The 13,070-nt window shown below is 55.9% G+C and carries 10 protein-coding genes; all 10 read right to left on the bottom strand.

Annotation, left to right across the window (positions count from 1 at the left end):
* Positions 1 to 86: 86 nt before the first annotated feature.
* A complete protein-coding gene (locus Q2B33_RS17350) occupies positions 87 to 1,253 on the bottom strand; it encodes an ABC transporter substrate-binding protein (protein WP_300569070.1) in 1,167 nt (388 codons plus the stop codon).
* Between the two features lie 22 nt (positions 1,254 to 1,275).
* Positions 1,276 to 1,557: a hypothetical protein gene (locus tag Q2B33_RS17355; protein ID WP_300569068.1), complete on the bottom strand. Its 282-nt coding sequence runs from the start codon at positions 1,555 to 1,557 to the stop codon at positions 1,276 to 1,278.
* Between the two features lie 38 nt (positions 1,558 to 1,595).
* Complete coding sequence (locus Q2B33_RS17360; protein ID WP_300569065.1) at positions 1,596 to 4,259, bottom strand: alpha-N-acetylglucosaminidase TIM-barrel domain-containing protein; 2,664 nt, start codon at positions 4,257 to 4,259, stop codon at positions 1,596 to 1,598.
* Positions 4,260 to 4,329: 70 nt separating this feature from the next.
* Complete coding sequence (locus tag Q2B33_RS17365) at positions 4,330 to 5,325, bottom strand: YafY family protein (protein ID WP_300569062.1); 996 nt, start codon at positions 5,323 to 5,325, stop codon at positions 4,330 to 4,332.
* A gap of 143 nt (positions 5,326 to 5,468) precedes the next feature.
* Positions 5,469 to 6,179, bottom strand: coding sequence for a YjjG family noncanonical pyrimidine nucleotidase (locus tag Q2B33_RS17370; protein ID WP_300569059.1), 711 nt, complete (start codon positions 6,177 to 6,179; stop codon positions 5,469 to 5,471).
* Entirely contained in the window at positions 6,172 to 6,330 is a 159-nt protein-coding gene (locus Q2B33_RS17375; protein WP_300569056.1) for a hypothetical protein, read from the bottom strand. The genes Q2B33_RS17370 and Q2B33_RS17375 overlap by 8 nt, the downstream gene beginning before the upstream one ends.
* Before the next feature lie 133 nt (positions 6,331 to 6,463).
* Positions 6,464 to 6,775 carry a hypothetical protein gene (locus Q2B33_RS17380; protein WP_300569053.1) on the bottom strand — a complete coding sequence of 104 codons (312 nt, stop codon included), beginning with the start codon at positions 6,773 to 6,775 and terminating at the stop codon, positions 6,464 to 6,466.
* 2 nt (positions 6,776 to 6,777) lie between these two features.
* Positions 6,778 to 9,072 (bottom strand): hypothetical protein, encoded by a 2,295-nt coding sequence (locus Q2B33_RS17385; protein WP_300569050.1) that lies wholly within the window; start codon positions 9,070 to 9,072, stop codon positions 6,778 to 6,780.
* A 64-nt stretch (positions 9,073 to 9,136) separates the two neighbouring features.
* Positions 9,137 to 11,380 carry an ABC transporter substrate-binding protein gene (locus Q2B33_RS17390; protein WP_300569047.1) on the bottom strand — a complete coding sequence of 748 codons (2,244 nt, stop codon included), beginning with the start codon at positions 11,378 to 11,380 and terminating at the stop codon, positions 9,137 to 9,139.
* Positions 11,381 to 12,044: 664 nt separating this feature from the next.
* Positions 12,045 to 13,007, bottom strand: a complete 963-nt coding sequence (locus tag Q2B33_RS17395) for a hypothetical protein (protein ID WP_330691394.1) — start codon at positions 13,005 to 13,007, stop codon at positions 12,045 to 12,047.
* Positions 13,008 to 13,070 lie beyond the last annotated feature (63 nt).

Genomic DNA, 13,070 nt, shown 5'->3' on the forward strand with positions numbered 1-13,070 from the left:
TCCCTTTTATTTTTAGTCTGCTCCCTCCCTCTGCCAATAATAATTATACACTAACTTCGGTTCCCGGAACCCCCCCGGAACCCCCTTCACCTCTCATTCATATACAGCCCCACCCGATTGTCGATCAGCCCTGTCACCGTCTCCAGCGACTTCTGCCCGTGGAAATATGCGGCCGTCTCCTCCTGGATGATGTTCATGACCTCCTCGTCCTGCCAGGCGGGCCTGGCAAGGCCGATCAGCCTCCTGAGTTCCTCCACCTCCTCCGGAAGCGGTACATAGTAGTGCTTCTCATAGAGGCTGCCATCTGGCATCATAAATGCTTCTGTTTTTGTGGGTCTCCGAACCGGGTTCCCCTTGCTGTCCTTTTCGGTCTCTCCCGACTGCCAATCCACCTTGTAGGGATCCTCCATGGATTCTGCCAGCAGCTCCTCCAGCTTTTCCTTTTTCGTCGGAAATCCTTCCGCAAATGTCAGGATTCCTTCCGCTTCGCTGTCCTGAAGCGCCTCCAGGAAGTCCCATGCCCCTTCTTTTTGAGGGGACTTCGCAAAAATGGCGTATGCGCCCCCGGCGCCGTCCAGCCTGTGCCCGGAGCTGCCGTCCATGGTGGGGTAACCGATGAACGTCACGTCCTTCCAGCCGAATCCCTCATACACATAGCTGATTTCGTCCGGACTGACCAGATTTACCGGATATAACAGGACTTTTCCCTTGTTGTAGCGGTCATTGATCTGGTCATGATCCTCTCCCTCCCTTTCCTCCAGGGGAAAGCGGTTGGAAAATTCCAGAATCCTGCCAAATTCCTCGGAAGCAAAGCTACAGGTACCTGCCTCCCAGTCCATAAAATAAGACAGGTTCATCTTCAGGCAGAAGTCAAGCACATCCGCTTTGGTGGCAGATGCCAGCAGCTTGTTCTCCGGCCTGCTCTCCGCCAGTTCCATCATCTCCTCCAGCGACCATGCCGTCTTCCCGCCCACCAGGTCGGAGCGCACCGCCACGGTCCTTATGCAGAAGGTATTCGGCAGGGAGAGGAGCTTTCCGTCAACCGTATAAGCCTCCAGCACCGCATCCACGAAATCTTCCTTTTCCAGCTCACTCTCCTCCAGAAAGCGCGTCAGATCCTCCAGCACTCCTTTGGAGGCGAAGCTGCCCAGGCTGCCATACTGCAGATTGACGATGTCCGGACAGTTGCCGGATACGATGTCCAGGTTCAGATTGGCGCTGGCTTCCTTGATTGTCTGCCCTGAACCTAACATATTATCCCAGTACTGCTTTATCTTAATCCGATAAGGACCTCCCTGGGTTGTAAGCCAAAGCCGCTTTCCGCAGACTGTCATTTCGCGACACCACGCCCAGGGTAACGGTTTCCCGCCGGGGCGCTCCCCGCCCGTCTGTCTCCCGGATCAGGGCTATCCTCACCCCCGGATCTTCCCAGAACAGCACAGCCGTGCTGCCATCCTCAAGCCTTGTAAATCCCAGCAGACGCTCCGTGTCCAGGTCGCAGTCCTGCCACTCTACCACGTCAGTCAGGGTATCCAGGCTCGCTGCCCCCCAAAGCATACCTCTTAAAACCCCATCCGCCAACCCCGCCCTCGCCGTTACAGAGATGGCCGTTCAAAGCCGTATACGGAGAACCCGGCAAGCTCCGCCGGCAGTCCCCAGGGCTGTTTTTCACGCAGGGATAGCCGTACTCCGGACGCAATGCAGCTGCATGGGACGGAAATCGTTCCCAGCAGGGTCTCTCTCTCCGCCACAGGAAGAGCTGTCCACGCTCCCTTTTCAAAGACCTCAACCGAATAGGACAGAGGAAAATCCCCGGCCACCTGGGGCATGGAAAACTCGATCCGGCTGATATAGCTCTCCCGGCCCAGGTCTATGGTCAGCGAGACAGGCCACTGTACCTTTGCCGCTTTCCACACTGTGTCCAGCCTGCCGTCCGTCAGGTTGGCGTAAGGGTATGCCGGGTCTGCCTCCATGCTGCCGGTCACCTGCAGGCCCAGCGCCAGGTTCACGGGCTCGGAAACCGCCTGATAGGCCTTGTCTCTCTCCATGGCCGTCTGGGAGTATTCCCGGAAAACCTTTTCCGCCAGCATTTTCAGGCTATCCCCGGAAGCGGCGTGCTCTGGCGCATCCTCCCTCGTCTTTCGGTTGGCCCACGCCCATTCCATGGGAAAATACGCGAAGGGCTCCGGCTCCCTGCCTGTCTTCAGGCTGTCCGTATACCGCCGGACGAAGTCCTCCCACCGTTTCAGGCAATAGCTCTCCGTGACCCCGGCCCATTGGCGGTTGGAATAATCCAGCAGACAGTCCTCGCTGTTCTGATAATCCCCCCATGTGGTGATCAGCGCCCTGGCGTTGAACTCAAAGAGATCCTTTTCCTGTTCGTCCGCCCCTGCCAGCACGCTCCTGGAAGCCTGAATCCAATTCTCCAGGGTAAAATCAGGGCAAAAGCCCAGTATCCTGTCCTCCAGCCGAATCAGGTCCAGGAACTTTCCGGAAAGCTTCTCAAACAAATCCAGATTCCTGCCATAATATGCCGCCATCATCTGCCGGTGTAGGCTGTTGGCCGCGTTGGAGAGGATCTGCTTCGCCACATCCACCAGGTCGTACCGGAATGTTTCCGAATCCTGATAATCGTCGTAGGCCGCAATCAATTCCGGCAGGGCCTGTTCCAGGGCCTTCTGGTCATATTCAAAGGCGCTGTGCCCCCAGGTGGAGGCGGAGCGGAAGGTCTCCGAGGGCCTTGCGTTTATGACGGATTCCCCTGCCCCCTGGGCGTACATGTCCTTTTTCCAGTACGCCGTGTGCAGCAGGATGTCCCAGGCCCGCTCCAGATGGCTGTCGCTCCCGCCGTACCGGGACTTCGCATACTCCCGCACATACTGTCCGCAGTCAACGGGCCCGTCCTCCCAGGCCATATCGAAGAGCAGGTCGTACATGACGGGGCCGCTGTCGAAGGCCTCCGGCGCGGCGCCGATCCCCTTCATATAGGAGCTGCCCTGCCAGGCGGCGGGGATGTCCCTGGCCAGAGTGACTACATCGCCGTCTACGCCCATGCGGCCGCCGAAATTGTGCACCATGCTCCAGATCCAGGGGACTTTGTGGCGCTCCATCATTGCGTGATAGGGCCTGCGGTCCGCCTGGAGATCCAGTACCAGGGCCTGCTCCGGCCTGCAGAGGCCGCTGAGCTTTGCATCCGTGATCTGCCCCTGCCACTGCATCAGGAGCCACACAGCCTGCGGGTCGTGTTCCAGCATCTTGCGCTGGACCCGGTGGTAGACGGCGGTAGGATTCATATCCCCCATCTTCCCGCCCTCGTGGAAAGGATCCACGGCGTAATAATGGGTGATGGGGCCGAAGACCTCCTCCTGCTTGGCATAAAAGGTATCCGCGGCCGGGCCAAAGCAGTCCTTTCCCTCGGAGCCGCATACCCACAGCATGGCGGGACGGGAGAAGCCGCACCAGAGCCCCTGCTCAATCACGGAGGCCTCCGGATGCTTTGCCCCGAAATCCCCGGGCACCATCCCGGCGAAGCCCATCAGCACGGGCCGAATTCCGAAAGCCTGCATCCGGTCGTGCATCCTTCTGGCCAGCTCCACCCGCTGTTCGAACCATTTCCCCGGCAGCGGGCCGCCGAATCCGGACATATTCTGCATGAAGAACCAGGGGAGATACGCCGGCCCCGGAATGTACGCCCCAATCTCCTCCTCCGAATAGCCGTACTCCCTCAGGAACCTTCTCTGCACCTCCTCCTGGCCCACGATGTCCAGCATCAGGTTCACCCCGTTCAAGGCGAACCAGTCCAAAAGCGCCTCGTATTCCTTCCAGCCCCAGAATGCCATGGTATAGCTGTAGGTGCAGAAATTCAGCGCATAGCGGACGTCATAGCTGGTGCTCCGCCGGATCCTGCCTGTCAGGGCAGGCAGCCGCTGGGGCATCTTTATATTGCTGACAAAAAGCGGGTTGAAATTCACCAGCGCGTATTTTTTCAGGTAATGATTCAGGCCGGAGGCCATGGAAATGCCGTTCGGCCCGCAGATGACTATCCTGTTGTCCTCTTGCTGAAGCTCAAAAGCGTCATTGCCGTTCGCGCTGTGGATGTCCTCCTGCCGAAAGACGAAAGAGTCCCTCCACCGCTCCCCGATTACCCGGCCCACTAAGTCCGACAGCGCCCGCAGCATCTTCCCCTGTCCGTATGCCGGATTGTCCTGAACCCTCCGGTATTCCTCATACCATGGCGTCTCCCGAAATGCTTTTATCATACCTCTCTGCCTACCTTTCTCGCCTGCTTCTTTCTGTGGCCAATCCCCTGCCCAGAGGCATCGCATCCCCTCAGTCCACAGTCCCCATGGACGCAAGGATGCCCTCCAGCCATTCCCTGTACCGCTCCCTGACGATGTCCGGGCTCACTATCTCCACATCCCGCCCGATTCCCGCAAGCCACCCGAAGAACTGGCCGCTGACCATCACTTTAGCCCTGACCCGGAACCTTTCATCCGGCATCTGCCGGATATCCGCCTCTCTGCCGAAGCGGTCCAGCACCACGCCCACCAGCCGGTTAGGGAGCTGCAATGTCACCACGGCCTCCTCCCCGCCGTACATGCCGAAAATCTGATTGGTGTACAGGGCCAGATCCACCTTCTCGAACTGCTCCAGCCCCTCCCTGGCCTCCCTGCACACCTCCACCTTGCCCATCTTGTCCACCCGGAAGTGCTTCATGCAGGCGTCCCTGCCGTCATAGGCCGCCAGGTAATAGTTCTCGTCCTGCCAGATCAGCGCCCAGGGGCTTACCGTCCTCTCGCTGTTGGCCCGGGGGACCAGCTCCTTTTTCAGGTTCCATTCCAGATACCGGAAGGAAATCTGGCGGTTCTCCTGGATGGCCCGGTGGATATTGTCGATGCTGTAATAGATGCTCTCGTTCTCCGTCTTGATCCGCCCGGCCACGTAGACCTGGCGCTGCAGCTTTCCGGCATCGTGCTTCCCGGCCATCTGCTCCAGCTTCCCGATCAGGCTGCGGGACTTCTTGGTGGTGAGGAAACGGGAGGACTGCACCGCGTCCACCAGGAGCTTCAGCTCCGCCAGCTCGAACTCCCTGCCCGCCATGTAATAGCCGCCGCCCAGACGGCTGTGGACCTGGACGATATCGTAGCCGAAGTCGCACAGCTTTTCGATATCATCGTAGACACTCTTGCGCTCGGAGTGGATGCCGTTGGCCTCCAGATGGGCGATGATGTCCGCCGTGCTGGCGGGATGATGCTCGTCCGTGTTCTCTGACAAAAATTTAACAATGTACAGCAGCTTCAGCTTCTGCCCCGACGCTCTGGCCATATCTTTCCATGTCCTTTCTGTCGTCTATTTTTCGTCTATTTTCTGTCATCTGTTCTCTGTCGTCTCTAAAGCAGGGCGCTTGGCCATGGCGGCTTTCACGCCCTGCCATGCAGGCTGCATATAAATTCTGCCGTAGTGAGCAGTCACTGCGGCAGGCCCAAAATGTCATATATCTTATGTAAGTCGCTGATTTCGTAGTCCGGCCTGCAGCCCGCCCCCAGGACTTCGTCCATAGTCCCTGCGCCTCTCCGATACCAGCAGGTGGGAATCCCGGCCTGTACCCCGCCCTTGATGTCGCTGGTCAGGCTGTCCCCTACAATCAGGATCCGGGACTTGTCCTTCTCTTCCACATGGGACAGGCAATGGTCGAAAAACTGCCTCTGCGGTTTAGGGCTTCCGATCTCCTCGGAGATGAAGACACCGTCCATGACCTCCGACAGCCCCGACAGCTTCAGCTTGCTCCTCTGGGTGGAGGTGACACCGTTGGTGATGACGTACTGCCTCACTTTTCCCCGCAGACTCCTGCAGATGGCCAGGGAATCGTCCAGGAAGGAGAAGGTGCTTCCCAGCCCGGCCTGGTATCCGGCCCGGAAGCCCTCCACGTCCACGCCCTCTATCCCCAGCTTTTCGAACAGCAAAAGAAAGCGTCCCGTCAGCAACTGTTCCTTCGTCACTTCCCCCAGCTCGAGGCGCTTCCAGTAGTCGTCATTGATCTGTGTATACAGCGCAAGCTCCGCCTCCGTCATTTCCCTGCCGATAGAGCGGAAGCATTCCGAAAGGGCATGCCTTTGGGAATACGCAAAATCCAGGAGCGTATCGTCCACATCCCAGAAAATCGTGGTGAACCTATTCATTGCCCCCCTTAATGGAAGCTACAGCCGCTTCCTGCGCCGCCTTCTTCTTCGCCATGGTAATCCCGATGGCAGTGGCTACTCCCGCAACTACCACGATGACAAGCATCACCATAAAATAAGACATGAATGAATTCAGAAAACTAACTAGCATGATTCCATACTTCCTTTCTAAAGCACTATCCCTCGTTTTATATAGAGCCTTCCACCAGAACAGTATACCAGATATTGTGTCTCTGCGTCAAGATGGATTTCATTCTTGGGCAGGGTTGTTTCACGAAACATCACTAACCGTGCCAACGGCGCCGCATCAGGAATTCCCGCAGCACGTCTTCCCTGATGCAGCGTTCTATAGCCTTGTCAATCGCTTTTCCCAAATCCTTCTCCGAATCCTTCCCCAGGTACTCCCGCATATGACCTACAAAGAGCATATATTGCCCTAAGACCGGGCATTCCGACAACAGCTTCCGGTTCTTCCCCGGATTGATGTTGTAGACAGTACAGGTCGGCTCCAACTCCGGCTTTTTTACCCCGGTTTCTCCATCAGCATCAAGGAGCCCTCTTGAACCTGGGCATCGCCCAACCTCAGTTCCCCTCACTCTCATTTCTCCCCCATATACAGACTGGCCCTGTTCTCAATCACTCCAATCACCTCATCCAAAGTCTTCTGCCCGTTGAAATAGGCGGCAGCCTCCTCCCGGATGATGGCCATGACCTCCTCGTCCGGCCAGGCAGGTCTGGCGAGACTGATCAGTGTCCTGACCTCATCCACCTCCTCCGGCAGAGGCGCATAGCTGTTCCTTCCATAGATGCTTCCGTCCGGCATCAGATAAGATACTCCCCCTGTGAATCTGCGGACTGGATTTCCCTGAGTATCTGTCACGGTCTTCCCCGACTGAGGGTCTGTCTGATAAGGGTCTTCCATGGATTCTGCAAGCAGAGCCTCCAGCTTATCCTTTTTCGCCGGGAACCCCTCTGCATATACCATCACCGCCTCCCCCTCACTGTCCAGAAGCGCCTCCAGGAAGCTCCAGGCCCCCTCCTTGTGGGACGATTGGGAAAAAATGGCATATACGCCTCCTGCCGCGTCCATCCGATGGCCCTGGCTGCCGTCCATGGTAGGATAACCGATAAAGGTCACATCCTTCCATCCGAAACTTTCATAAATGTAGCTGACCTTATCCGGACTGGCAATTTCCACCGGATACAGCAACGCCTTCCCGCTACTGTACAGCGCAATGCGCTCACTTGCCTCCAGCTCCAGCGTATCCTCCAGAGGGAACCGGTTGGAGAATTCCAGTATCCCGCGGAATTCTTCCGAGTCAAAGCTGTTGCTGCCCTTCTCCCAGTCCATGAAGCAGGGCAGGTTCATTTCCAGACAGAACTCCAACACCTTCTGCTTGGTGGCATACTCAAGCAGCATGCTGTCCGGATGGCTCTCCACCAGCTCCATCATCTCGTCCAGCGTCCATGCCGTCTTCGCGCCCACCAGGTCAGATTGCACCGCCACCGTCTTTATGCTGAAGGTACTGGGCAGAGCGAGAAGCCTACCGTCCACTGTGTAAGCTCCTAGCACAGCATCCACGAAGTCCTCTTTTTTCAGACTGCTTTTTTCCAGGAAAACGCTTATATTCTCCAATACTCCTTTGGCGGCGAAGCTCTCCAGACTGCCGTATTTCAGGTTGACGATATCCGGGCAGCTGCCGGATACGATATCCAGGTTCAGGCTGGCAATCCCCTCTTGCAGAGTCCCTTCCGTGCCTGCCGTATCGTCCCAGTATTCTCTGACTTTTACGCGGTAGGGGCCGCCCTGCCGATTGAATTTCAGGGCCGCTTTCCGTAGGCTTTCATTGCGCTGCACCACTCCCAGGGTGACAACCTCCTGCCTGGGCTCCCCTTTGCCGTCCGTCTCTCGAATCAGAGCCGCCCTCACCCTGGAATCCTCATAGAATAGCACTACCGCTGTTTCGTCTTCCTGCTTCGTGAACCCAATCAGCCTTTCCGTATCCAAATCGCAGTCCTGCCATTCCACAAGGTCAGTCACCGTATCCTCCTCCAGATGATAGAGCGTCATCTTATCCCGGCCCGCCATGAGGAATTTCGTCTCGCTCATCGGTGCCATCCCAATACTCGGAGGCACTTTTCCCACCGGACGGGCATGGCAGTCCATGAAGTCGATTCTGTACATATCCCTAGCCATGACGCAGTACACACTGCCGTCCACACCGCAGGCAATGGCGCTTATGCTGTCCATGGCTGTCTCCGTCTCCAAGCAGACATCTCCCCGGCTTTCCCCTTCCGCATCCAGCAGATAGATATGGTTTTTCGCCGCAACATACAGGTTCCCATCCTTATCCTGAGCCAGGCCTGCAATCATTTCATTCATGCGGATGCCCGGATTCTCATACTTCTTCTGTACCACCTGGCACATAAAGAGCCTCTTCCCGGTTCCATCGAACTTCGCCAGAAAAATCTCCTCTTCTTCCCAGCCGGATTTCCTGTATGCCAGGAAATAGTTCCCCTCGGAATCGGGCAATATCTGGAAACTGTCAAGGCACTCATCTCCCAGTTCAATCGGAAGCCTGCGCGCTTCTTCCTCTTCTCCCAGCCTTCTGTAGTATACGTCATACTGGTATCGGACTCCATAGCTGTCCTTCCCGGATTGCACTTCTTCCATGCAGGTGGTGACATAATACAGCTCATCCCCGCAGAGGGAAAAGTCAATGTCCTCACCGTTGAATTCATCCGGTTCTGCAATGTCCAAATCGATAAATTCCGCCACATACATAGGCCCCTCGGTGCTGCGCGCACACCCTGTCAGGGCAAAGAGCAGAGCAAGCAGCATGCCGGCCAGCGGCAGCAACCTGCATCTGAAATCGTTCCTGCTTTCCCTCATATCGCACTCTCCTCCCTTTGGCCATCCGGTATCCGCCTCTATTTCATCCTGTCATCTTCGTAGGTCACCCTTCGGAGGACATTTCATCCATATACAATCCGACCCGATTGTCAATCAGCCCTACTACCTCATCCAAGGTCTTCTGCCCATGGAAATAGGAGGCTGCCTCCTCCTTGATGATGGACATGGCCACCGCGTCCTGCCAGGCCGGCCTGGCGAGGCTTATCAGCCGCCTGATTTCCTCCACCTCCTCGGGAATGGGTACATAACTGGACTTCTCATACCAGACACCGTCTCTCACGCTTGCTGTCCCGCTTACAGGCCGCCGGACAAGGTTCTCTTTCTTCTCTGGCGTCGGATTTGTCAGATAAGGGTCTTTCATGGATTCCTCGAACAGCGCCTCCAGCTTATCCTTTTTCGCCGGGAACCCTTCCGCGAATGCCATCAGAGCCTCTCCCTCGCTGTCCTGGAGAGCCTCCAGAAAGCTCCAGGCCCCCTCCTTATGGGGGGACTTGGCGAAGATGGCATACGCGCCTCCCGCCCCATCCAGCCCATGCCCCGGGCTGCCGTCTATAGTGGGATAGCCGATGAACGTCAAATCCGCCCAGTCATATATCTCATAGATATAGCTGATCTTATCCGGGCTGGAAAGCTTCAATGGGCATAGCAGGACTTTCCCGCTGCTGTACTGTACGTCTATCTCGTCCAAGTCGTCCGTCCACACAGCCTTCAGCGGCCATCGATTGGAGAATTCCAGGATTTTGCGGAACTCCTCCGAGTCGAAGCAGCAGGTGCCCTTCCCCCAGTCCATGAAACAAGACAGATTCATCTTCATGCAGAACTCCAGCGCATCCTGTTTCGTCACATGGCTGAACAACGCACTGTCCGGATGGCTATCCGCCAGCTCTATCATCTCGTCCAGGGTCCATGCCGTCTTCGCCCCCACCAGGTCAGAGCGCACCGCCACGGTATTTATGCAGAAGGTGTTCGGCAGGGAGAGAAGCTTTCCGTCCACCGTGTAGGCCTTCAGCACCGCGTCTACGAAATCCTCCTTTTCCAGTCCGCTCCCCTCCAGGAAATGGGTCAAATCCTCCAGCGCTCCCTTGGAGGCGAAGCTGTCCAGGTTGCCGTACTGCAGGTTCACGATATCCGGACAGCTGCCGGATACGATGTCCAGGTTCAGGCTGGCTATGGCCTCATCCAGCGTCATGCCCGAATCCGGCGTGTAGTCCCAGTATTCCTTTACCTTTACCCGGCAGGGGCCACCCTGGCGGTTGAACGCCAAGGCCGATTTGCGCAGGTTCTCATTGCGCATCACCACGCCCAGGGTGACCACCTCCCTCTGGGGCTTCCCCCGCCCATCCGTCTCCTGGATCAGGGCCATCCTCAGCTCGGAACCTTCGTAGAACAACACGCCTGCCCTGCCGTCCTCAAACCTCGTGAGCCCCACCAGATGCTCCGTGTCCAAGTCACAGTCCTGCCACTCCACCAAATCCGTCGTCATATCCTCCTCCAGCTGGTACAGGACCAGCTTTTTCCATGCCGCCACGAGGAATTCCGACCCGCTCACCGGCACCATACCGAAATTCTCAGCCACGCGGCCTACCTCTCTGGCAGTGCTGGCTTCGAAGTCGATCCTATACATCTTCCTGTCCGCAGTGCAATACACCTTTCCGTCCATACCGCAGACTATACTGTTTATGGAAGAGTGTATGCTCTCCGGCTCCAGGGAGGCAGTTCCACAGATTCTGCCATCCCCGTCCAGCAGATAGATGTCGTTCTTGACTGCAACGTACAGGTTTCCGGCCCCATCCTGCACCATGCCCACTAGATACTCATTTATCTCAATGTCGGACTCATCATGTTCCCTCACCGCTATCTGGCGATTGAAAAGCCTCTTCCCATCCCCATCATATTTCTCCACGTATATCTTTCCATAGGTTTTATATGCCAGGAAATAATCCCCGCGGCAATCAGGCAGAATTTTCGGGTATTCCAAAAAATAGTTGCATCGAATCTCGATGGGAAGTCTACTCGCCTTCCCGGACTCTCCAAGCTGCATGCAGTATATGTCATATCTATATTCACCATTAAGGCCTTCCTTTTCTTCGATGTGCTGGATGACATAATACATCGCATCGCCACAAAGGGAGATTTCCATCTTCTCCCCATTGTAAATATCAGGTTCAGAAATGCCGAAATCCACGAATTCCGCCTCATAGACAGTTTCCTCTGTGGTGTCTGCGCATCCTGCCAGGGCGGACACAAGCATCAGCAGCGCAAATATCCGGCATAGCAGTTTCCACATAATGCTGCCCTCCCAAATCGTACAATTTCTGAAACCGTATTCATCTGTCTGCATATCGCTCCCCCTCTCCCGGCCCGGCACTCACATCCCTAAAGTGTTTTTCTCCTCTTCCCCTGCTCTACATCAAATCATACACAAAACTGCATATTTTTGTCAATTGACTCTTGCGCAATCGGATAATATACGGCTTTGAATTTGCATGTCTTCAAAATATATAGGAGGACATGCCTTTTATGGCATAATCCTCCTGCTGTACTGCTATTCAACGGCTACGCTTTTGTATAGATTCATTGGCACAAAACTCTATTCAACTCCTTTATAACAAGAACTATGCACTTTTACATCTGATTTACCTAGCACCCCATCAATCTGTTTCGAACCGTCTAACGGGCATCCACTCGTACATCGATATGCCTTATAGACAGTTTTTACTCCATACCTCCAAGTACAGTCTGCCTGAATTGGACAGGAATATGAAGGACCACTTACTTCCTTTCTCCTCCGTTTCTTCACAATAATGGATAAACTTATTTGTACCACAAGTTCATGATAATCATAATCAAAATGCAGCTTTTTGTCAAATGAGTCCTACGCAATACATATTTTTATGCAAATACAGAGAAAATACCTTGACATGACTTTAAATCAATTGTATATCTATACGTCAATCGATTACATTTTGCCAGACACCCGACTCCGCGAAATGCTCTGCCTGGGCGGTAGCCCTCTCTATGACATCCCTGTCATATCCCATCAGTTCCAGCAGCTTGATGGCGTTGCGGGTGGTGGCCTTCCCCTCCTTCAGCCTGTAGTTGAACACCACGTCCCCCTCCGCCACGTCCTCCTCGAAGTGGTAATTGTCGAAATCGTCCTGGAGGAGCTCCGTGAGCTCGATGTCATGGGTGGCGGCAAAGCAGAGGATGCCCGTGCGCCCCAGGGATTTCAGTATCTGGGTGGACGCGGCGATGCGCTCTATGGTATTGGTGCCCCGCAGCACCTCGTCCACGAAGCAGAGAATGGGGACATCCCCTGCGGCGGCATCCAGGATACGTTTCAGCGCCTTTATCTCTACGATATAATAGCTCTCCCCGGATTCCATATCGTCCCGGAGGGCCATGGAGGAATACACATGGTAGAAGGGCGCGCGGTAGCTGTCCGCCGCGCAGGTGTGGATGGTCTGGGCCAGGATTGCGTTGAGGGCCACCATCTTGAGAAAAGTGGACTTGCCGGAGGCATTGGAGCCGGTGAGCAGCACACCTTTCCGGGCGGCGATTCCGTTCTTCACAGGTGCCTTGAGCATGGGATGGTAGCCCTCTTCCAGGCTTAAGCCTCCCTCCGCCGGGAAATCCGGCGTGCACCATCCCCTGTTCCCATCTGCGCCCTCCTCCCCCAGGGACTCCCGGAAGATCCAGATGGCGATGACGGTCTCCACATACCCCACCGTCTCGATCATGGCATCCACATCCCCGATATGCCCCCGCACGGTGTTCAGCATGCTGTCGAACTTGATCAGGTCCGCGTGGAATACCATGCGTACATAGTCCAGCACCAGCGCCAGAATGTCCCCGGAGGAATTCCCCCGGAAGGGCGATATGACCCAGTAGGAATTCCGCGCCATGCCCTGCATCTGCTTCCTGGCCTGCCGCATCCGCGCCCACTCCTCCCGGCACACCGGCAGATCCAGCTTCCC

The organism is uncultured Acetatifactor sp., assembly GCF_948601915.1.
Lineage (GTDB): Bacteria > Bacillota > Clostridia > Lachnospirales > Lachnospiraceae > Acetatifactor.

Coding starts and splice junctions, on each gene's coding strand:
- Q2B33_RS17350 (WP_300569070.1), bottom strand. CDS start 1,253: ATGTTAGGTTCAGGGCAGACAATCAAGGAAGCCAGCGCCAATCTGAAC.
- Q2B33_RS17355 (WP_300569068.1), bottom strand. CDS start 1,557: ATGCTTTGGGGGGCAGCGAGCCTGGATACCCTGACTGACGTGGTAGAG.
- Q2B33_RS17360 (WP_300569065.1), bottom strand. CDS start 4,259: ATGATAAAAGCATTTCGGGAGACGCCATGGTATGAGGAATACCGGAGG.
- Q2B33_RS17365 (WP_300569062.1), bottom strand. CDS start 5,325: ATGGCCAGAGCGTCGGGGCAGAAGCTGAAGCTGCTGTACATTGTTAAA.
- Q2B33_RS17370 (WP_300569059.1), bottom strand. CDS start 6,179: ATGAATAGGTTCACCACGATTTTCTGGGATGTGGACGATACGCTCCTG.
- Q2B33_RS17375 (WP_300569056.1), bottom strand. CDS start 6,330: ATGCTAGTTAGTTTTCTGAATTCATTCATGTCTTATTTTATGGTGATG.
- Q2B33_RS17385 (WP_300569050.1), bottom strand. CDS start 9,072: ATGAGGGAAAGCAGGAACGATTTCAGATGCAGGTTGCTGCCGCTGGCC.
- Q2B33_RS17390 (WP_300569047.1), bottom strand. CDS start 11,380: ATGTGGAAACTGCTATGCCGGATATTTGCGCTGCTGATGCTTGTGTCC.
- Q2B33_RS17395 (WP_330691394.1), bottom strand. CDS start 13,007: ATGCAGGGCATGGCGCGGAATTCCTACTGGGTCATATCGCCCTTCCGG.